This is a genomic window from Burkholderia arboris (genome assembly GCF_038723655.1).
Classification (GTDB): Bacteria; Pseudomonadota; Gammaproteobacteria; order Burkholderiales; family Burkholderiaceae; genus Burkholderia; species Burkholderia arboris.
Genome location: NZ_CP109822.1, coordinates 1,958,588 through 1,979,521, shown reverse-complemented (window position 1 = coordinate 1,979,521; position 20,934 = coordinate 1,958,588). Strand labels below are relative to the sequence as shown.

Below are 20,934 nucleotides of genomic sequence, written 5' to 3'. Positions count from 1 at the left end.
CCGGCGCCAGGACGCCCATCATCGCCCCGCTCCGATCGAGCGCCGCCGGCGCGGCTCCGTCGTCTGCCCATCCGCTGCATGCTTCGCAGCGGCATCTGCCGAACGCGGCGCACCGTGCTTGCCGTGCGCGCCGGTTCGCCCTTACCGGAGTCGTCCGCATGTCCACTCATCACGCTCAGGCCCTGCCTTCCGCCGCCAGCGACGCGAGCGCGTCGCTGAACCGGCTGCTGTTCCGCAAACTCATGCCGCTGCTGATCGCGGCCTATGTGATCAGCTTTCTCGACCGCACCAACATCGCGTTCGCGAAACATTCGATGGGAGTCGACCTCGGCATTTCTTCGGCCGCGTACGGACTCGGCGCCGGGCTGTTCTTCCTGACCTATGCGTTCTTCGAGATCCCGAGCAACCTGATCATGCATCGCGTCGGCGCGCGCTTCTGGATCACGCGGATCATGATCACGTGGGGCGTGCTGTCGGTCGCCATGGCGTTCGTCAGCGGCGAGACCTCGTTCTACGTGATGCGGCTGCTGCTCGGCGCTGCCGAAGCCGGCCTGTTTCCCGGCGTGATGCTGTACCTGACGTATTGGTTCGGCCGCGAGGAGCGTGCGCGCGCAACCGGCTACTTCCTGCTCGGCGTGTGCATCGCAAACATCGTTGGCGGGCCCTTGGCCGGCGCATTGATCGAGCTCGACGGCACGCTGGGCTTCCACGGCTGGCAATGGCTGTTCGTCGTCGAAGGCATTCCGGCGATCCTGCTTGCGTTCGTCGTGTGGACACGGTTGCCGGATCGTCCGAGCGCCGCACCGTGGCTCTCTCCGGAAACGGGCCGCGCGCTCGAACGTACGCTGGCCGCGGAGCAGGACGCGGGCGTTGCCACGCACGGCGGGCATGCGTTCGGCGCCACACTGCGCGATCCACAGATCTGGCTTGCGATCTTCGTGTACTTCTGCCACCAGTTGACCATCTACACGGTGATCTTCTTCCTGCCGGGCATCATCGGTGCGTCGGGACGCCTCTCCCCGTTCGCGGTCGGGTTGCTGACCGCGCTGCCCTGGCTCGCCGCAGCGCTCGGGGCCGGGACGCTTCCGCGCTTCGCGCGCGAGTCGCGTCATTCCCGCCGGATGCTGTGTGCGGGGCTGGTCGTGATGGCGATCGGGATGGTCGGCGCCGCGCACGCGTCGCCAGTCGCGGGGCTCCTTTGCGTGTGCGTGGCCGCGTCGATGTTCTTCGTCGTTCAGTCGATCGTCTTCACGTTTCCCGCGTCGCGGCTCGCCGGTAGCGCGCTGGCCGGCGGACTCGGACTCGTGAATACCTGCGGGTTGCTCGGCGGTTTCGTCGGGCCGACCGTTGTCGGCGCGATCGAACAGGCGACCGGCAATGCGAAGAACGGGTTGACGCTGCTAGCCGCGGCACTCCTCGTCGCGGCATTCGCGAGCCTCGCGTTGCGTCACGGGCACGAGCGGCCCGACGCGCGGTCGCGCGGCTGACATCGCACTGGATTCGGGCTGGCGCGATGCGGGCGGAGCACGCCACCCGCCTCGCGCCTCGCTCGATCAGAACAGATACATTCCCGCGACGAACACCACGCCCGAGAACAGCAGCGTCGTCACGCAATACCCCATGATGTCGCGCACGCCGAGCCCGGCGATCGCCAGTGCGGGCAGTGCCCAGAACGGCTGGGCCATGTTGGTCCATGCCTCGCCGTAAGCGATCGCCATCGCAGCCTTGCCGAGATCGGCGCCGAGCGCCTGCGCGGCCGGCATCACGAACGGGCCCTGCACGACCCAGTGACCGCCGCCCGACGGCACCGCGAAATTGATCACGGCCGAGCTCAGGAACGCGAGCAGCGGGAACGTGTGCACGTTCGCGATATCGACGAACCACTTCGTGATCACGCCCGCCAGCCCCGAGTGATCCATCAATGCCTGGATGCCCGCGTAGAACGGGAACTGGATCATGATCCCGGACGCACCGCGCGCCGCGCCGGCCACCGCGCGTGCGTAGGCCATCGGCGTCCGGTGCAGCAGGATGCCGGCCGCGAGGAACGCGAGGTTCACGGTGTCGATGTCGAGCGCGAAGCCCTTCTGCGCGAAACGCAGCACGAGGAAAGCCGCGCACAGCGCCGCGACGAAGATCGACAGCAGCCGGCTTTCCTCCATCCGCTCCGCGAACGTCGCATCGGGCCCGAGCTTGCGCTCGACGCTCGGCGGCTCGGCGAGCAGCGCCGGATCGACGCTGACGACGTCGCCCGGCTTCGGCATCATCATGCGCGCGAGAAACGGCAGCATCACGATCAGCCCGATCGTGATGAACGCGTTGTAGCCGGTGAAGATCGTGTCGGACACGGGAATCAGCCCGATGGTCTTCTCCATCGGATTGCCCTTCGTGGCCGCGACGAGCGGGACCGAACCCGACAGCCCGCCGTGCCAGCTCAGGAAGCCCATGTACGCGGATGCGACGAGCAGGCGGTAGTCGCTGCCGGGCACGCGGCGCGCCACTTCGCGCGCCAGCATCGCGCCGAGCACGAGGCCGAAGCCCCAGTTGATCGCGCAGGCGAGCGCACCGACGAACGCGACGAGCATCACGCCCTGCCCCGGCGTGCGCGCGGTGCTCGCGAGCGCGACGAGCAGGCGCCGCACCGGCGGCGAACTCGCCAGCGCGTGGCCCGTCACGAGAATCATGACCATCTGCATCGAGAACGCGAGCAGGTTCCAGAAACCCGAACCCCACATCGTCGTGAGTTGCGCGGGCGTATTCGGCGTGAGGCCGAACGCAAGCGCAAACGTGACGATCGTCAGCAGGATCGCGAAAATCAACGGGTCGGGCAACACGCGGTGAACCACCTGCGTGAAGAAGCGGGAAATGCGCTGGATCAACTTGAGCTCCTCGTTTCCTGATAGGGACATCCGCGCGTGTCGTTGTTGGTTGATGCGCGGAAACGCGCGGATTCTTGCACAGAACCGTATCGCCTGCTTTGATGTCCGTGCCGATCATTGCGTTAGCCGATATCGGGCCGTCGGATTCGCCACTTGGCCGCCGCCGGGTCAGGACACCGGGCGGCAGGTCGATGAACTTCGACGGAACGCGTGACGGACGTCACTCGAGAACGAGGAGCGAACGCAAAAACGCCCGACTGACTGCCAATCAGGCGGGCGTTTCGACAAGCGACATTTTCTAGTCGTGTGTATCGTGAATCTCGATGAAGTGGCGAATCAAGGCGCCCAGCGCCCTCGCTCCATCGCCTCCTCCATCATTCCCAGCGTCAGTGACCGGCCACCCAACGTCTCGCGCGCCTCGGTGCTGAACGGCGCTTTGACCACCGTTGCGAGAAACGACCCGATGCCGAGTTTCGCTGACGGGTAGTAATAGTGGATGTCAAACGCGGACAGATCGATGCCGAACGTCCCGGCCCATTGCCGGACGATTCTGTCGATGTCGCTCGGTTCCAGGTCGAGATCGTGATAAAGATCCGTATCCCGAGACAGTTCGATGCGATCGACCGGCAGCTTTTCGATATCGGTCGCGATGAATGCTTCGAGACGTTTCCATGTGTCAGCCATATAGGCGATCCTCGGGCTTCACCATGCGGTTGTATGCGCCAACCGTGCGATAAGTGATCAGCGTGACATCCGTTGCCAGGATCACCCAACCGACTCCGGGAATCGCCCGCCCGACGAATGCGCCAATATTCTGCGTGAACTTGATGCGCAACATGATAAGGCTCGTAAACGAGGTCACGGTCGGCAAAATCCGGTGCTTCAGTTCGTATGGCAGCATCCGCCGCGCGACGACGGACGCGATGGACGTGCCTTTGACCGCGTTCGCGAACTTGCCTCGCGTCGGGATAAAGCGCTGCCCCATCAACACCATCGCGATGCCGACGGCATCGTCTACGCCCAATGCCTTGCCGGTCTCTTCGATAAAGATCAGAAAGAGCAAGGCTTCGCGGCTCAAGCCCTCATGAACGCCTTACCTGTACGTATTCGCCATTTTCTCTCAGATGGTTTGAATTTGAACGAGCAGGCAAGACTAGCGTGAGTGGCAAATCGGAAACAGCACGTTCATCGGTCTAGCGCCCTGACGGAAGCCCGGCCGGATGCAATTGATCGATCTCGTACAGTCTTACTGAAGTGCCTTTCTGCTTGCGATTCAGACAGTTACAGCTTCGTTGATCTGCACGAATGCGCCATCGCAGCGATATGCCTCGGAACGGATGCAGATTGTTAATTCCTGGTGGCTTGCGGACACTGCGCTCCATTGCGCCCGGCTTTTTGCCGCTCGTGCACCCGTCAGCGCACCGTCGCCACCGGCGTGCTCACGCTCGCCACCGCACTCGCCCGCCGCTCGGCCAACCGCTGCGCGAACCGGTATGCAACAAGCGAACCGGCCACGGCCAGCAGCATCGGCACAAGGCTGTCGTGATTCGCGCGCGTGAATTCGAGCAGCAGCACGACGGCCGTGATCGGCATCTGCATCGACGCAGCCAGAAACGCGGTCGCGCCGATCAGCGCACAGCCGCCGATCGATGCGCCCGGCCACACGAGGCTCCACAGCCCGCCAAGCACGACGCCGATCAGCGCGCCGTTCGCGAGGCCCGGCGTCAGCAGCCCGCCTTCCGCGCCGGCCCGCAGGCTGCCGGCCTCGATCAGCACCTTCAGCACGAGCAACACGGCGGCGAGGCCGATCGTCAGCGTTCCGTCGAAACCCAGCGATGCCGGGCCCTTGCCGTTGCCGAGCAGTTGCGGAAACCGCATCGCGAGCACGCCGATCACCGCGAAGTTGACCAGCGCGAACACGGGCAGCCGCCAGTCCTTCGGCGCGTTCGCCCGCGCGCGGGTCGTGAGCCGCACGAAGCCGTACGCGGCGAAGCCGAACAGCGGCCCGCAGACGACCGACCACGCAACGAGCGGCGTGCTCAGCACGAACGCCGGGATCGTGTACTGGTGCTCGTTGCCGAGGCCGAGCCATGCGACTGCCGCCGCGATCGCCGACGTCACGACCGCCACGACCAGCGCACGCAGCTCGAAGGTGCCGAGCAGCACCTCGAGCACGAAGACCGCACCGCCGAGCGGCACGTTGTAGACGGCCGCGAGCCCCGCGCCGGCGCCGCATGCAACCATCAGCCGGCAGTCGTCGGGCGTGAGCCCCGCCGCATGGGCCAGCCGCCCGGCCAGCAGCGAACCGATCTCGCGCGGCGCGACTTCGCGGCCGAGCGGCGAGCCGAGCGCGACGGTCACGATCTGCAGCAGCGCGTGCACCGTCGTGCTGACGAACGGCATCCGCGGATCGGCCGCGCGCACCGCGCGGCGGATGCTGACGAGCGGCCGGCCATACCGGTAAAGCGCCCACCAGCCACCGCCGGCGACGATCCCGCAGACGATCAGCACCGCCAGCCGGCGCAGCGGATCGGCGCCCGTCACGCCGCTGAGAAAGCTCTCGGACCCGATCACGTGTGCGACGCCGTAGCCGTACGCGATGTGCTGGATCGCGTGCAGCAGCAGCGCGAGCAGCATGCCGCCGAGGCCCGCGCCGACGCCGGTCAGGACCGTGACGACGGCCAGGCGAGCGAACGGGCTGGCGGGTGGCGAGGACGATGCGGGAGCGGACGGAAGATCGAGGCGCATGAGGTCGGCGAACGGAGATCGAAAGAACGGCGCGCATCACGCGCACCGTCGTCAGGACCGCATCGTAGGCCAGCACCTCTCATGAGACAAACGTATTTTTCGAATTGACTCATGCATTTTACGAATACTCGGCACCGAACAGGCCGTCGCGGCCCGTCTGCCCCGTCAATCCGGGTACGTGATGCGCTCCGGATCGCGCCGCATGATCACCTTCCCGCCGCGGATCGACAGCGTGGCCTTCGCCTGCCGGCGCACGGCTTCGTAATCGCTGTCCGCGTCGAGCACGACGAGATTCGCCGGCCGCCCGACCGCGATCCCGTAGCCGTCGCCGAGCTGCATCGTCGTCGCGCTGTGATAGGTCACGAAGTCGAGGCAGCGCTGCAGATCCTGGTAACCCATCATGTGGCAGATATGAAGGCCAGCATCGAGCACGCGCAGGATGTTGCCGTTGCCGAGCGGATACCACGGGTCCTTGATCGAATCCTGCCCGAAGCACACGTTGAGGCCCGCGCGGTCGAGTTCCGCGACCCGCGTCACGCCGCGCCGCTTCGGAAACGTGTCGAAGCGCCCCTGCAGATGGATGCTCTCGGTCGGGCACGAGATGAAGTTCAGGCCCGCGCGCTTCAGCAACCGGAACAGCTTCGAGCAGTATGCGTTGTCGTACGAACCCATCGCGGTCGTGTGGCTCGCGGTAACGCGCGCCCCCATTCCGCGCACGCGCGCCTCTTCGGCCAGCACCTCCAGAAAGCGCGAATGCGGATCGTCGGTCTCGTCGCAGTGCACGTCGACGAGGCAGCCGGTGCGTTCCGCAAGATCCATCAGGAAGCGGATCGAGCTGACACCCTGCTCGCGCGTGTTCTCGAAATGCGGAATCCCGCCAACGACATCCGCGCCGAGGTCGATCGCCTGCGCCATCAGCGCGCGGCCGCCGTTGAACGATTCGATGCCTTCCTGCGGAAACGCGACGATCTGCAGATCGATCAGCCCGCGCGCCTCGTCCTTCACTTCCAGCATCGCCTTCAACGCGGCGAGTGTCGGATCGGTCACGTCGACGTGCGTGCGCACGTGCTGGATTCCGTGATCGCGCAGCATGCCGATGGCCGCATGCGCGCGCGTCTTCGTGTCCTCGTGCGTGATCGTCGCCTTGCGGTCGGCCCAGCGTTCGATGCCCTCGAACAGCGTGCCGCTCATGTTCCAGGCAGGCTCGCCTGCCGTCAGCACGGCATCGAGGTGGATATGCGGTTCGACGAGCGGCGGAATCGCGAGACGGCCGCTCCCGTCGATATCGTCGGAGTTCGTCGGCGCGATCGGCGCCGCTTGTGCGTCAATGCGCGCGATCTTGCCGCCGTCGAGGCCGATCGTGAACAGGCCGTCGCGGCCACGCAGGCGTACGTTGAACAGATTCATGTGGGTCCGGTCGTCAGGCGGCCGCGGTGGGCCGCACGTTAAGAAATGGGAATACGGGCGACGCGCGCCGGCATTTACCTGAAATCGTCGATCTTCAGGCCGGTCGCCGCGCTCATCTCGTCGTTCGTCACGTCGCGCACGTGCCGGCCGAAGGTCCACACATGCCGGCCGGGGTCGCGCGCGCGGTACACACGCTCGCCGTAGAACTGGTCGGCCGGCGCTTGCAGGATCTCCGCGCCGGCGGCACGCGCACGTTCGCAATGCGCATCGATGTCCGCATCGTCGGGAAGATGCACGTGGACGTTCTGCGTATTGCGATCGCCCGTGTCTTCCGGCGACGCGATGAAGTCGGCCCATGCGCCGCCGATCATCACGATGCCATCGCCGAACTTCATCTCGGCATGCGCGATCTCGCCGTCGGGTGTGGTCACGACGATGAAGCGTTCGAAGCCGAATGCGCGCTCGAGCCAGTCCAGCGCGGCTTTCGGATTGCGGTAGCACAGGGCGGAGCTGAACGACGGACGGCGGGAGGTGGCCATGGGTTGACTCCGGATCTCGGCATCGGAGTGCCCATTCTCCGCGTCCGCCGCGCGGCGATCAACTCCGGCCTTGGCGGCCCGCGTGTTGTCGATGCGCGACATGCCCCGCGCGGGCAACCCGCGCGGCGCGGCGGACAGCCGGCGAGAACGCCCGGCGTGCGGCGCGTGCGTCGCTTTGTGAAGACGATGTGACGGACTCTTGCGCAACACGCAAAGGAGCGCTCGCACGCCGGCGCCACGGAACCGGACGACCGCGCCCCTACACTTGCGCCGAACTTTTGTTTCCAGTCCCACACGCAGGAGCCTCACCATGAAAAAAACCCTGATCGCCGGCGCATGCACCGCCGCCCTGTTCGCGCCGCTCGCCCACGCGCAAAGCTCGGTCACGCTGTACGGCCTGATCGACGCCGGCATCGCGTACACCAACAACGTGAACGGCGCGTCGCAGTGGCGCATGGCCAGCGGCACGGTCAACGGCAGCCGCTTCGGCGTGCGCGGCACCGAGGATCTCGGCGGCGGCCTGAAGGCGCTGTTCGTGCTCGAAAACGGCTTCAACGTGAACAACGGCGGGCTCGGCCAGGACGGCAAGCTGTTCGGCCGCCACGCGTATGTCGGCCTGAGCCAGGCCGGCTACGGGACGCTGACGCTCGGCCGCCAGTACGACACGATGGTCGACTTCGTCGCGCCGCTGTCCGCGACGGCCGGCGACCTCGGCGATGCGGGCTTCGCGCACCCGTTCGACAACGACAACCTGAACCACTCGCTGCGCATCAACAACGCGGTCAAGTACACGAGCGAGTCGATCGCGGGCTTCAAGGTCGGCGCGATGTACGCGTTCTCGAACTCGGCGAACTTCAGCGCCAACCGCGCGTACAGCATCGCGGCGAGCTATACGAACGGCCCGCTGAAGCTGGCCGGCGCGTACCTGCAGATGAACGGCACCAAGGGCTCGACGAGCGCGAGCCCCGGCGCGACCGATTCGGCCGAAGCGAAGAGCGTGAGCCAGGGCGGCTGGTCGATCGGCTCGGACCGCATGCGCTCGTACGGCGGCGGCGTCAGCTACGTGTTCGGGCCGGCAACCGTCGGCTTCGTCTACACGCGCTCGCAGTACGACAACACGGGGGCGTTCGGCTCCACCGGCCAGATCGCGTTCAACAACTACGACGTGAACGTGCGCTACGCGGTGACACCGGCCGTCAGCCTCGGCGCGGCTTACGTCTACACGGACGCCAGCGTGTCGAATCCCGACAGCAAGCACGGCACCGATCCGAAGTGGCACCAGGTCAACCTGCAGGCCGTGTACAAGCTGTCGCGCCGCACCGACCTGTACGCGGAAGCGATGGTCCAGCATGCGTCCGGGCGCGGCTACCAGGCGTTCATCAACACGTCGGGCGGCGCGTCGAGCACGGCGAACCAGGTCGTCGGCACGATCGGCATGCGCACGCGCTTCTGACCGGCATCGCACCGTTGTCCGTCTGCAATGAATCCGTGTTCGCACACGGATTCGTTCGCCGCGGGCGACGGGCCGCAATGTTGTGCCATCTGGAAGGCAGCCTGCCTGGAATCGGGGTTTTTGCGCGCGCGGCCGCTACGTAGACTGGCGTCGAAGGCTCGGGGCATGCGTCGCGCATCGATCCGGCCACCCACCCCGTATTCAGGAGAACCTCGTGAAATCGCTCGTCGTTACCGCCGCCGCTGCCGTCCTGCTCGCCGCACCGGCCCTGTCGTTCGCCCAGCAGGCACCGTCGCCCGTCACGCGCGCGCAGGTGCTGCAGGAACTGATCGATCTGGAATCGGTCGGCTACAACCCGGCGCGCGGCGAAGCCGACAACTATCCCGAGGACATCATGGCCGCGCAGGAACGGCTGCAGGCGAAGCGTCTCGCGGAGCGCAAAGCCGCGCAGGCTGCGTACGGCCCGACCGGTGCGCCGGCAACCGAATCGGGCGCGGCAGCCAGGCCCGCGCAGTGACGGCGCGACGACGCGCCCCGCCCGCGCAAAGGATCGTCGACGGGCGTGGCGCACGTCGCGTTTGCATGAAAACACCGGCAGCACGCGGATGCGCGCCCGCCGTTCAGGCGGCCTGCGGCTCGCGGCCGATTGCGTTCAGCATCTCGACGTCGCGCGCGATCATCCCCGGCACTTGGGCGCGCAACATCTCGACCCAGGTCCGCACCTTCGCATCGACGAAGCGGCGCGACGGATACAGCGCATAGACGTTCATCTTCTGCAGGATGTGGGCGGGCAGCACGCGCACGAGCGTGCCGTCGCGCAATGCATCGATCGCCGAGTACAGCGGCAGCATGCCGATTCCGATGCCGTCGCGGATCGCGAGTGCGAGCGATTCGGCCGTGTTCGTCTGTACCGGCCCCGCGACGTGGATCTGCTCGACGCCCTCGGGCCCTTCGAGCACCCACTCGTGCGTCGGGAACGCCGGCGTACACAGCGTCAGGCACGCGTGCGCGGCGAGATCCTGCGGGCGGCCCGGCACGCCGTGCCGTTTCACGTAGTCGGGTGACGCGCACAGGATGCTGAACGTCGAGCCGAGCAGGTGCGATACGAGCTCCGAATCGGGCAGCGACGACGCGGTGACGACTGCCATGTCGCTCGTGCCGTCGAACAGGTCGGGCATGCGCTGCGACAGCGACAGCTCGATCGACACGTCCGGGAACTGTGCGTGATAGCGCGTCAGCGCGGGCAATACGTAGTGGTGACCGACGCTCGCGAAGCTGTGCATGCGCAGCACGCCGGCCGGACGCTCATGCGCGCAACTCGCCTCTTCTTCCGCGCGGTCGACGTCCGCGAGGATCTGGCGGCAGCGCCGCAGATAGCTTTCGCCGGCCGACGTGAGCGCGAGACGGCGCGTCGAGCGATTCATCAGACGGGTGCGCAGCCGTGCCTCGAGCTCCGACACCGCGCGCGACATCGCGCCTGTCGTCGAATTCAGCGATTGCGCGGCGGCCGTGAAGCTGCCTGTCTCGACGACGCGCGAAAACACCCGCATGTTTTGTAGGGTATCCATTCCTGTGAGCAACCTGTAGCGGAGCCGCTATTTTCCTCCACTGGATGCGACAGATTGTTACTCCGGCTGCAACTATCGTTTCCCCGCAGCTGCGTTAATGTGCGGGCGCCGCACTCCTACAATCGGCGCCTCACCAGTCGAACGGACCGTTCGGAAGCGCCGCGGCACCTGCCCCGGCCCCGCACCGGCCCCCTTTTTTCATGAAGCCACAACCTGCGATCGAGCGACCTTCCATCGAACCGGCACGATGGAGGGCATGGCTCGATCCGCTCGGCGACGCGGCGCGCGACTGGGCCGCCAGCGACGGGCTGATCTGGCTGCACCTCGCGAAAACCGTGCTCGCGGCGCTGCTCGCGATGGGCATCGCGATGCGCCTCGAGATGTCGCAGCCGCGCACGGCGATGACGACCGTGTTCGTGCTGATGCAGCCGCTGTCGGGGATGGTGTTCGCGAAAAGCTTCTACCGGGTACTCGGCACGGCGGCCGGCCTCGTCGCCGCGCTCGCGCTCGGCGGGCTGTTCGCGCAGCAGCCCGAGCTGTACATGGCCGGCATCACGCTGTGGATCGGCGGCTGCATCGCGCTCGCGGTACGCAACCGGCACTTCCGCTGGTACGGCTTCGTGCTCGCCGGCTACACGGCCGCGCTGATCGGCCTGCCGGCCGTGATGACGCCGCAGACGCTGTTCCAGTCCGCGCTCACGCGCGCCGCGGAAGTCGCGCTCGGTATCGCGTGCTCGGGCGCGGTCAGCGCGCTGATCCTGCCGCTCAGTTCCGCGAAGGCGCTGATGCGCTCGCTGAGCGCGCGTCACGCAACGTTCGCGGCGTTCACGGCCGGCGCGCTCTCGGGCGAGGTCGCGCGCGGCGATTTCGAGCGGCGCTTCGCCGATTTCGTCGACGACATCGTCGGCTTCGAGGCCAACCGCGCATTCGCGTCGTTCGAAGATCCGCACATTCGCGCGCGCAGCCGCCGGCTCGCGCGGCTGAACAGCGAGTTCATGAACGCGTGCACACGGCTGCATGCGCTGCACCAGCTCGTCAAGCGCCTGCGCGCGAATCATTCGGACGCGGTGCTCGACGCGCTGGCACCGCACGTCGACGCGCTGGCGCTTCGGTTCGCCGCATTGCGCGACGAACGCCAGCGCAGCATCGCGCCAGCCACCGGCGCGTTGCTCGAACTGCACCGCTTCCACGGTGCGTTGCCGAAGGCTGCGCGCGCGTCGCGGCGAAACCTCGAAGCGCACGCGGCCGGCGGCCTGCTCGACTTCGATACCGCGATCGAGCTGCTGTACCGCTTCATCGGCGAATATCTCGGCTACGCCGATACCTATGCGTCGCTCGACCAGGACGATCACGCGTTCGAGCGCTCCGTCACGCATTACGCGGTGAAGACCAATTCGTTTTTCGTCGGCTTCGCGTTCCTGCGTACGGTCGTCGCCGTCGGCGCGATGAGCGCGTTCTGGATCGCGTCCGAATGGCCGAGCGGCTCGTTAGCCGTGATCGCCACCGCGATCGCATGCGCGCTCAGCTCGACGTCGCCGCGCGCGCCGAAGTTCGTCGCGCAGATGAGCGTCGGCGCGGCGTTCGCGACCGCCGTCGGCTACGTGTTCCTGTGCTACGTGTATCCGAACATCGACGGCTTCCCGCTGCTGTGCGCGACGCTCGCGCCGGTGCTTGGCCTCGGTGCGTTTCTCGCGATGCGGCCGGGATTGTCCGGTTACGGAATCGGCTTCGCGGTGTTCTTCTGTCTGCTCGCGGGACCGGACAACGCGATGGCCTATACGCCCGAAGTACTGATCAACAACGGGCTGGCGATCGTCATCGCGATGCTCGCATGCTCGCTCGTGTTCGCGGTCGTGTTCCCGACCCACATGCCGTGGCTCACCGGCCGCATCGCGCACGACCTGCGCCGCCAGGTCACGCTCGCATGCGAAGGCGCACCGGACGGCCTCGCGCAACGCTTCCAGTCGAGCACGCACGACCTGATGGCACAGCTGCGCACGCTGCTCGTCAGGCGCACGCGGCAGCACCGCGACGCCATGCGCTGGATGCTGGCGACGCTCGAGGTCGGCCACGCCGTGATCGACCTGCGCGACGAACTGCATGCGTTCAGTGCATCGAAACCGCCGCAGACGCTGCGCTGGACCGGCTCGATCGACGCGGTACTGCACGAATTGCCGCGCTTTTTCGACGACCCGACGCCCGGCCATCATGCACGCACGCTGAAATCGGTGAATCTCGCGATTCGCACGGCGCAACACACGTTGCAGGCGTGGTACGCGGTGCCCGATGCGCGCCGAAGCATGCAGCGGATCGTCGGCTGCCTGCATTTCATGCGCAGCGCACTGCTGGACAAGGACGCGCCGTTCAACCGGCACCGCCATTGAAAACGGGTGCGCGCGCAACGGGATCCTTGTTCCGGATGGAAATATGCTCTACAGCCGCGGTGATTAATCTTTAAGCAGTGCGAGCCTATAGTTTCCTCACTGCCAGCGAGACTGGCACTCACCCAGGAGAAACCCAAATGAAGCCGCTGCACCTCGCCCTCGTTGCCCTGTCGCTCACCGCTGCTGTCGCCCACGCACAGCCGGCACCGGCAGACGTCGCACAGCAACAGGTGAACCGCGCCGAAGCCGTCAAGGCCGCGGGCCGCGTCGATCGTGCGCAAACGAAGCAGGAAGACCCGAACGCCTGTGTCGGCCCCGTCAGCTTCTGCAACATCTACTTCGGCAGCTGAGCATGACGCCGCGTCGTCACGGCCAAGCCCGTGCCGCCCGCACCGCATGCGTCGCATGCGCGGGCGGACGGCGGCCCGGCCGATCGCCGCATCGCCGCCCCGCCCCACGCCGCTTCGATTGAAGCGGCGCTTGCCGTTTCAGGCGCCGCGCCCCGGCCGCCAGCCCACTTCGCGCAACGCATCCAGCAAGCGCGCCTGCCCGAGCCCTTCGACCCGCGCCCCGCGCGACTCGACGTTGCTGCCAGCCACCAGCGCATTCACGATCGCCTCCTCCACCGCTTCCGCCGCCGCGGCGAACAGCGCGGAAATGTGGTCGTTGTTGACCATCTTCAGGTCGGTGGTCGGCGCGCCCTTGCTGCCGTAGTTCGCTGCCGGCAAGCGTTCGTTGCCCGTTGCAAATGCCAGGAAGATGTCGCCGCTCGAATCCTCGGTGCCGCCGCCGACGCGTGCGAGCCCGACGCTCGCACGCTGCGCGAGGCGCGTGCATTGATGCGGCAGAAGCGGCGCGTCCGTCGCGATCGTCACGACGATCGACCCCATGCCCGGCTCGCCTTTGGCGTCGTGTTCGCGGAACGGCGAATGCACGTGCCGCAGCACCTCGCCGACCGGATAGCCGGCGACGCGCAGCAGCTCGCGCACGCCGTAGTTCGCCTGCACGAGCGCGCCGACGGTCCAGCCGCCCGCGTCGTCCGCCAGCACGCGCGACGCGGTGCCGATGCCGCCCTTGAACTCGTGGCAGATCATGCCCGTGCCGCCGCCCACGCCGCCTTCGGCGACCGGCCCCGACTGAGCGGCCGCCAGCGCGCGCTGCACGTGCGCGGCGCTCACATGCTGCCCCCAGATGTCGTTCAGCAGCCCGTCGTAGGTTTCCATCACGACCGGCATGCACCAGTACACGCGGCCGGCCGCCGCTTCGCGCTCGTTCGCGACGAGCGCGTCGCGCACCGCGCCGACGCTGTGCGTGTTCGTATAGGCGATCGGCGTCGTCAGCAGGCCGGCCTCGCGAATCCATTCGAGCCCCGTCGCGTCGCCGTTGCCGTTCAGCACGTGCACGCCCGCAAAACACGGCGAATCGTGCGCGGCGCCCGCGCGCGGCTCGATGACGGTGACGCCGGTGCGGATCGATGCGTCGCCATTCTCGACGTTCAGCGTGCAATGTCCGACCCGCACGCCCGGTACGTCCGTGATCGCGTTGAAGCGGCCCGGCGTGCCGAGTCCGATGCGGATGCCGAGATCCCTCGTGCGCATGATGCAATTCCTCCAGTCTTTCAGTGGTTCGGTAAGTCGATGTTGCACGATATTGATCCGGTGCTCAGAGCGCGCGGAACGCTTCGCTGTGGCGCGCCCACACCACGTACATCACGAGTGCGGCGACCAGCAGCCCCGCGATGATGATCAGGTCGGTCGACTTCGTTGCCGTCGCCAGCGTCGTGTACAGCGTGTAGGCCGCGCCTGCCACCGCGACGAGCGGCGTCACGGGCCACAGCGGCATCCGGTAGTGATGCTCGACGTCGCGGCGCACGAACCGGCTCGCGAGCGCGGCCAGCCCGACGACCAGGTAGATCAGCAGCAGCAGGTCGACGGTGAACGCCGTCAGTTCGTCGAGACTCGACACGAAGACGAGCCCCGCCGACGGGACGGCCAACGCGATCGTCGCAAGCCACGGCGATTCGAGGCGCGGATGAATCGTCGAGAATGCACGGTTGCAGGTGCGCGACCAGAGCGCGTGGCGGCCGCTGCTGTACAGCAGGCGGCCCATCGTGATCACGATCGCGATGATCGCATTGAACACCGACAGGAAGATCCCGCCGCTGACCACGCGCGACACCGCCGGGTTGCTCAGCGAGCGCACGACATAGCCGATCGGGTCGGCGCTCTTCGTCAGCTCCGTCAGCGACGGTGCGCCGAGCACGATCGCGGTGAGCGGCACCAGTTCGACGACGAGGATCACGAGCAGCGAATAGATCACCGCCTTCGCGACGTTGCGGTTGCCGCCGCGCAGATCCTCCGCGAGATACGCGGCCGAGCCGAAGCCGTTGTAGCAGAAGATCGCGGTGCCGATCGCCGGCACGATGGCCGCGAGCGTCGCCGGTACGAGCGCGTTGCCGCTCGCGACGACCGGTGCGATCAGCACGTCGGCACCGCGATGCGGCGAACCGAAGCCGAGGCCCGCGATCAGCATCAGCACGCCGATCTCGACGACGAGGAACGCGCCGGTGATCCACGCGTTCGTCTTGATGTTCAGCATGCCGAGCAGATAGCTGAGCAGTACGATCGTCAGCGCGACCGACTGGTTGCTGAAGTGCGTGCCGAGCGCGTTGTTCAGGTAGGGCGCGGCGCCGCTCGCGAGCACGGCCGGGATGAACACGCTGACGGACAGCACGGTGATGAAAGTCAGGTACCCGGGCAGCGTGCCGAACACGCGCTTGGCCATCACGTACTCGCCGCCCGCGCTGCGGTGCGCGGCGGCAAGCTCCGCGTAGCAGAGCGCGAATGCAAGCGCGAGCACGCCGCCGAGCACGAACGACAGCACGGCGCCGCTGCCCGCCTGCTGGATCGCGAACGGCGCGATCACGAAGATCGAGCTTGCGGGCGTCACGCCCGATACGGTGATCATCACCGCATCGCGCACACTGAGCGTCTGCGACAGCGCGCGCGGCGCGTCCTCCGTTGCAGGCGCCGCTTGCAGGCTACCCGTCGATTCCGACATCATCGCCATTTCGTTCTCCTGTGCTCCTTTGCTGCTCTTTTTTGAACACCCATACTCGGGCCCGATTGATTGCGTGGCAGTCTAGGAAGCCAATTTCAGGACCGCTATTCCCCCTTCGTGTTACGCCCTTCCGGTGGTGGTATGGATCGTCTCTTCTCCGAAATCGCGATGCACCAGGCGCTTGGCCGCGCAATCGATCATCTCGGCCAGCCGCGCTTCTGGCGTTTCCTGGTGCTGCTGCTCAATGAAATGGTGCCGTTCGACAACGCGCTCGCGACCGCGGTCGGCCGCGACGGCGTGCCGCTCGTGCTCGACGAATACGACGCGGGCGGCACCGACAGCGCATCGCCGGTGCCGCTCTACCTGAACGGCGTCTATCTGCTCGACCCGTTCCTGCAGGCCGCGCACGACGGGCTCGCCGACGGCTGCTACCGGCTCGAGGAAGTCGCGCCCGACCTGTTCCGGCAAAGCGAGTATTTCCTCAGCTACTTCCGCGATGCGGTCGGCGACGACGAAATCCAGATTCTCGTGCGGCCGAACGCCGACACGCTGCTGTCGCTGTCGCTCGGCGCGGCCGCGCGCTTCGACGTCGAGCCGCTCGGCAAGCTGACGGCCGCGATGCCGTGGGTGCTCGCGGCGATGCGGCAGCACTGGCGGCTGGTGGGCGACGCCGCACGCGCGACGCCCGATGCCGATCTCGGTGCGCGTGTCGAACAGGCGCTCGCGCGCTTCGGCGCGGGCGTGCTGACCGACCGCGAGATGTCGATCGCACGCATGGTGCTGCGCGGCAATTCGTCGAAGGCGATCGCCGAGCGGCTGGCGATATCCCCCGAAACGGTTAAGGTGCACCGGCGCCACCTGTACGCGAAGCTCGGGATTTCGTCGCAGCCCGAGCTGTTTTCGCGGTTCATACAGGCACTGGGGGAAGATGCGGCCGGGTGAGCGCCCGATCAGGACGGATGGCAACGGGCGCGAAATCGGGCACTATCCGTCAAGCGCCGCGTACCCTGCCGGTGCCGGTGCCGGTGCGGATACCCGGTCGACAACACGATTGCCCGAAAACAGGAATCCCGACCCATGTCACTCATTCCGCTCATAGGCATCGGCTGGCTGTTTCTGTGCGCGATCAGCGCCGCATCGATCGTGCTCGTGCCGCCCGTGGTGCTGGTCGCCTGTCTGATGGGCAAGGACGTCTGGTCGATCCTGACGCGCGGCCGATTGCAGGTCGCGTTCCTGGCCTACCTGGGCTCCGCGCCGGTACCGGCGGTCTTCACGTTCCTGCTGGAAGCCGGCGCCACGGCCGGAAACGCAGGCGGCGTGGCGTCCGACGGCCTGACGACGTGGAACGAGCGGTGTTTCTTCGTTTTCCTCGGCGCGGCTGCGCTGAGCGGGCTGCTGTTGCTGCTGCGGCCGAAAGACAGGCAAGCGGCAAACGTCGAGCCCTCGCAGTCTGCGCGCTAGCCGGCGCGCGAACGCCGCGCCATGCCGCCCGCCCGGTTTGCGGGCAGGGGCACGGTCATGCGCGGCGTCCTGTTACTTCCACTTCGCGCCGAGTTGCGCGAGCCCCGCGTTGCGGAGATCGTCCGGCAGCATCACCACGCGGAACTCGCAGTCCGCATTCAACATCAGGAACCACGGTTCCGCGAGCGCCGGGATCTGCGACGGGTCATCCAGATTGACGATCACGACCGCGCCGCGGTGGCCGCTCTGCTCCGTGAAATACACGGCCTCCGGCTTGACCGCTTCGAGTATTCGAGAGATCACGTCGCCGACGCTGCCGTCGCGCACGAGCGTGTTGAACGGTTCGTGAGGGATTCGTATGTTGAGAAGCATGCGCATGACCATCCTCCTTGGGCTCCGCCCGGCGTGGGCCCTTCAAGCATAGGTGCTGCGCGACGCCGCGCCAGTGGGACCGAAAGCCGTTGCCGGCACGCATTCACATTCCGACGATTCGATGACACCGCATCGCGCGAACGGCAATCGCTCGCGCGGTGCAGGCCGGGTCGAATCGACTTTTCATGCCTCCATCATTTGGAGATCGCATCGGCCGCCAGCTCCGGCGGCGCGATCGCCAGATGCAACGACTGCTGCGGCCGCAGCGTCACGTTCAGCACTTCGCGCGGCGGCGCCATGCCGGGCGGCACCGACAACACGTAGCGCTGCAGAACCATTGCGGCCACAACCGTCATCTCCGTCATCGCCAGATGCTGCCCGAGGCACACGCGCGGGCCGGTGCCGAACGGCATGTACGCGCCGCGCGGCAGCGCCGGCGCATCGTCGGCGAAGCGCTCCGGGCGGAAGGTACCGGGCTCCGGGAACCATCGCGGATCGCGCTGCATCAGTTGCAGCGGCAGCATGAACAGCGTGCGCGCGGGAAACTGCCACGCGCCCAGCGCGATCGGCCGCGATGCGCGACGGCTGATCAGGATCGGCGCGGACGGATACAGACGCAGCGTTTCGTCGAGTGTCTGCGACAGGTAGCGCAACGACGAGCGCGTCTCCGCGGACGGCGCGCGGCCGCCCAGCACGCGGGACACCTCGTCGCGCGCGGCGGCTTGCACGGCCGGATTCGCGGCCATGCACCAAGCCCACCAGGTCAGCGCCCCGGCCGTCGTCTCGTGGCCGGCCAGGAACGCCGTCACGCATTCGTCGTGCACGGCCTGCAGCGGCCATTTCCGCGCATCCGCCCGATGCAGCCGCAACAGGCGCGACAGCAGATCGTCGGGCCAGGCATGCTCGGACCGGTCGAGGCGCGCGTGCAGTTGCCGGTCGATCAGCCGTTTGAGCACCGCCATCGCGCGTGCCGTGCGGTGCTTCCACGGCACCCAGTTCGGCGTGTTCACCGGCTGGTAGAACGCCGCGTTGGCCGCGGCGCTCACCGCGCGCACCGCCTCCTCGGCTGCGCGCGCATCGTCGCCGATCGTATCGGAGAACATCGTGCGCATGATCACGTCCATCGCCAGCGACGTCAGCGCGCTTTCGATCGGCCAGTCCGGATCGCGCGCGGGCCATTGCGCGAGAGCATGACCGGCCGTGGCCGCGATCGCCGGAACGAACGCCTGAACCGGCTTCGGCATGAAATTCGGCTGCAGCGCCTGCCGCTTGTCGCGCCACGCCTCGCCTTCCGCGACCAGCACGCTTTGGCCGTGGACCTGCGCGAAGACGCGGGTGGCGCGCTCCCAGCGCCCGAGCGCATCGTGATGCGTGACCAGCAACTCGCGCACGAGCGCCGGATCGGTCACGGCCACGGCATGCTCGGGCCACACGCGCAAGTGCACGACGTCGCCGTAGGTGCGCTGCCAGCCGCCAAGCGTGCCGATCAGGTCGCGCGACATCGTTCGCAGCACCCCCCACCCCGTCAGGCCGGCGGGTGGCCCCGGCGGCCATACGCCGGGTGGATGTAGCACGGGCGCCGGCGCAGCCGTGCCCGCGTGGAATGGACATTGGGAAGAGGATCGTGTGTTCATGTGCCGGATTCTCCCCATCGGCGCGCCGCTAGTCTTGAACGCAAACGACATCGACACGCGCCGGACCGGTCCCTATACTGCGGCGTCATGTTCTCCGGTCCGCCATCGATTCCGCTGTCATGTCCCGATCCGCTTGCACGCGCGCCCCGCGTGGCGGGCGGCGGGCGGTCGCCGCATGCGCGGCTGCATCCCGCACCGGCCGCGCTGCAGGGCGCGGTGGTCGCGATCGTCCTGTGCGACACGCGCGGCGTCGCATTGAGCGACGCGCAACGGCTTTCGCACTTTCCGGCCACACCGCTCGTCTGCGTGTCCTGGTACCGGGATCTCGACGTGGGCTTCATCGAACCCTCGCCCGACGGCTCGCAATGGCGCCCCTTCGGCGCGACGGCGACGCTGTCGGGCAGCCATTCGGCCCCCACCGTCGCGTGGGCGCCGACGGGCGGGCTGATCGGCATGATCTGTTTCACCGCCGATGCCGCGCGGACGTTGTTCGGCATCGCGCTGCCGGACATCCACGACCGCGTTCTCGACGCGCACGCGTGCCTCGGCCACGACTGGCATCCGCTGCTCGATGCCCTGATCGGCGTGGATCGCGACGCCGACGTGCTGGCCACGATCGATCGCCATCTGGCGCCTCGCTGGCAGGCGCTGCGGCCTGCGACAGCGCTGTCGTCGCTCCGCAACGCAGGGCGCAGCTGGGTCGAGCGCCTCGCGCTGCAGGCGCGCGAATGGCGCGGCACGCACAGCCCGCGTCAGGTCGAACGGCGCATCAAGACATACAGCGGTCGATCGCTGCGCGAATGGCAGGCGCTCGTCCGGACGGAAAGCGCATTCTTCGCGGCGCGCGACCGTTTCGAAGCCGGCGCCCCCTTCAACTGGGCCACGCTGGCGCTGGACGAAGGATTCGCCGACCAGGCGCACCTGAGCCGCGAGGTCAAGCGCATCACGGGATTCTCGCCGAGCGAATTCACGCAGCGCTTCATCGACGACGAATCGTTCTGGATGTACCGGTTGTGGGTGTAGCCCGCACTCAACCGCGTGGTTCGACGAACGTGCCGTCACGCACATCGTGCGGCACGTTCCAGCCGAAATACACCTCGGCCTCGACGATCCGGCCATCGCGGACACGCAGCCGCTCCGCATTCCGGAACCGCTTGCCGCCATGCGTTTCGGCCTCGTACACGACGAATACGTATTCGCCGTGCGCGACGACGTCGATGAAGTCGAAGCACGTGAGCATCGCGCTGTTCGGCCAGCAGCGCGCGAAATAAGTGTCGCGGTCGAGCCGGTTGTCGAGCGGGCTCGTGAAATGAAAGTCCGGCGCAATCAGCGCTTCAATCGCGTCGCGGTCCTTGTCGGCGTATGCGCGGTAGCACGCACGCGCCACGTCGCCGGGATTCTGCAGCATCGTCGGGCCCTCCTTCAACGATCG

General features: G+C 67.3%; 20 protein-coding genes. 8 read left to right on the top strand and 12 right to left on the bottom strand.

Going from position 1 to position 20,934, the window contains the following annotated elements; translation table 11 throughout:
- Positions 1-158: 158 nt before the first annotated feature.
- Entirely contained in the window at positions 159-1,487 is a 1,329-nt protein-coding gene (locus tag OHZ10_RS26185) for an MFS transporter (RefSeq protein ID WP_059240636.1), read from the top strand.
- A 66-nt stretch (positions 1,488-1,553) separates the two neighbouring features.
- Here the strand turns inward: OHZ10_RS26185 and OHZ10_RS26180 are convergent, their stop codons facing one another.
- The 6 genes from OHZ10_RS26180 to OHZ10_RS26155 form a co-directional block, all read right to left on the bottom strand.
- Entirely contained in the window at positions 1,554-2,876 is a 1,323-nt protein-coding gene (locus OHZ10_RS26180) for a TIGR00366 family protein (RefSeq protein ID WP_342705991.1), read from the bottom strand.
- 336 nt (positions 2,877-3,212) lie between these two features.
- Positions 3,213-3,560, bottom strand: coding sequence for a DUF1493 family protein (locus OHZ10_RS26175; RefSeq protein ID WP_059240638.1), 348 nt, complete (start codon positions 3,558-3,560; stop codon positions 3,213-3,215).
- Positions 3,553-3,954, bottom strand: a complete 402-nt coding sequence (locus tag OHZ10_RS26170; RefSeq protein ID WP_342704768.1) for an STM2901 family protein — start codon at positions 3,952-3,954, stop codon at positions 3,553-3,555. The genes OHZ10_RS26175 and OHZ10_RS26170 overlap by 8 nt, the downstream gene beginning before the upstream one ends.
- A gap of 335 nt (positions 3,955-4,289) precedes the next feature.
- Positions 4,290-5,624, bottom strand: coding sequence for a chloride channel protein (locus OHZ10_RS26165; protein WP_342704767.1), 1,335 nt, complete (start codon positions 5,622-5,624; stop codon positions 4,290-4,292).
- A gap of 165 nt (positions 5,625-5,789) precedes the next feature.
- A complete protein-coding gene (gene codA / locus OHZ10_RS26160; protein WP_342704766.1) occupies positions 5,790-7,031 on the bottom strand; it encodes a cytosine deaminase in 1,242 nt (413 codons plus the stop codon).
- 74 nt (positions 7,032-7,105) lie between these two features.
- A complete protein-coding gene (locus OHZ10_RS26155) occupies positions 7,106-7,570 on the bottom strand; it encodes a VOC family protein (RefSeq protein WP_059240642.1) in 465 nt (154 codons plus the stop codon).
- 310 nt (positions 7,571-7,880) lie between these two features.
- Between OHZ10_RS26155 and OHZ10_RS26150 the strand changes: the two genes are divergently transcribed.
- Together OHZ10_RS26150 and OHZ10_RS26145 are read left to right on the top strand one after the other, a co-directional pair.
- Complete coding sequence (locus tag OHZ10_RS26150; RefSeq protein ID WP_059240643.1) at positions 7,881-9,023, top strand: porin; 1,143 nt, start codon at positions 7,881-7,883, stop codon at positions 9,021-9,023.
- Between the two features lie 214 nt (positions 9,024-9,237).
- The gene (locus OHZ10_RS26145) at positions 9,238-9,540 is read left to right on the top strand and encodes a DUF4148 domain-containing protein (RefSeq protein ID WP_059240644.1); all 303 of its coding nucleotides are present in this window, start codon (positions 9,238-9,240) and stop codon (positions 9,538-9,540) included.
- 103 nt (positions 9,541-9,643) lie between these two features.
- On the opposite strand, the gene OHZ10_RS26140 is transcribed toward OHZ10_RS26145, so the two are convergent.
- Positions 9,644-10,591 (bottom strand): LysR family transcriptional regulator, encoded by a 948-nt coding sequence (locus OHZ10_RS26140; RefSeq protein ID WP_059240645.1) that lies wholly within the window; start codon positions 10,589-10,591, stop codon positions 9,644-9,646.
- A 200-nt stretch (positions 10,592-10,791) separates the two neighbouring features.
- Here OHZ10_RS26140 and OHZ10_RS26135 point away from each other — a divergent pair, with 200 nt between their 5' ends.
- Both OHZ10_RS26135 and OHZ10_RS26130 read left to right on the top strand, forming a co-directional pair.
- A complete protein-coding gene (locus OHZ10_RS26135; protein ID WP_342704765.1) occupies positions 10,792-12,975 on the top strand; it encodes an FUSC family protein in 2,184 nt (727 codons plus the stop codon).
- 137 nt (positions 12,976-13,112) lie between these two features.
- Positions 13,113-13,325, top strand: a complete 213-nt coding sequence (locus OHZ10_RS26130) for a hypothetical protein (RefSeq protein ID WP_059240647.1) — start codon at positions 13,113-13,115, stop codon at positions 13,323-13,325.
- 138 nt (positions 13,326-13,463) lie between these two features.
- On the opposite strand, the gene OHZ10_RS26125 is transcribed toward OHZ10_RS26130, so the two are convergent.
- On the bottom strand, positions 13,464-14,573 hold the full coding sequence (locus OHZ10_RS26125; RefSeq protein WP_059240648.1) for a P1 family peptidase: 1,110 nt from the start codon (positions 14,571-14,573) through the stop codon (positions 13,464-13,466).
- 64 nt (positions 14,574-14,637) lie between these two features.
- On the bottom strand, positions 14,638-16,044 hold the full coding sequence (locus OHZ10_RS26120) for an APC family permease (RefSeq protein ID WP_174992231.1): 1,407 nt from the start codon (positions 16,042-16,044) through the stop codon (positions 14,638-14,640).
- Between the two features lie 132 nt (positions 16,045-16,176).
- Between OHZ10_RS26120 and OHZ10_RS26115 the strand changes: the two genes are divergently transcribed.
- A complete protein-coding gene (locus OHZ10_RS26115) occupies positions 16,177-16,977 on the top strand; it encodes a helix-turn-helix transcriptional regulator (RefSeq protein ID WP_059240650.1) in 801 nt (266 codons plus the stop codon).
- A gap of 135 nt (positions 16,978-17,112) precedes the next feature.
- Positions 17,113-17,496 carry a hypothetical protein gene (locus OHZ10_RS26110; RefSeq protein ID WP_059240651.1) on the top strand — a complete coding sequence of 128 codons (384 nt, stop codon included), beginning with the start codon at positions 17,113-17,115 and terminating at the stop codon, positions 17,494-17,496.
- A gap of 72 nt (positions 17,497-17,568) precedes the next feature.
- On the opposite strand, the gene OHZ10_RS26105 is transcribed toward OHZ10_RS26110, so the two are convergent.
- Positions 17,569-17,874 (bottom strand): hypothetical protein, encoded by a 306-nt coding sequence (locus OHZ10_RS26105; RefSeq protein WP_059240997.1) that lies wholly within the window; start codon positions 17,872-17,874, stop codon positions 17,569-17,571.
- Between the two features lie 188 nt (positions 17,875-18,062).
- Positions 18,063-19,370 carry a cytochrome P450 gene (locus OHZ10_RS26100; RefSeq protein WP_342705990.1) on the bottom strand — a complete coding sequence of 436 codons (1,308 nt, stop codon included), beginning with the start codon at positions 19,368-19,370 and terminating at the stop codon, positions 18,063-18,065.
- A 219-nt stretch (positions 19,371-19,589) separates the two neighbouring features.
- On the opposite strand from OHZ10_RS26100, the gene OHZ10_RS26095 reads away from it, so the two are divergent.
- Positions 19,590-20,525, top strand: a complete 936-nt coding sequence (locus tag OHZ10_RS26095) for a helix-turn-helix domain-containing protein (protein ID WP_174992233.1) — start codon at positions 19,590-19,592, stop codon at positions 20,523-20,525.
- Between the two features lie 7 nt (positions 20,526-20,532).
- On the opposite strand, the gene OHZ10_RS26090 is transcribed toward OHZ10_RS26095, so the two are convergent.
- The gene (locus OHZ10_RS26090; RefSeq protein ID WP_174992234.1) at positions 20,533-20,910 is read right to left on the bottom strand and encodes a nuclear transport factor 2 family protein; all 378 of its coding nucleotides are present in this window, start codon (positions 20,908-20,910) and stop codon (positions 20,533-20,535) included.
- Between the last annotated feature and the right edge of the window lie 24 nt (positions 20,911-20,934).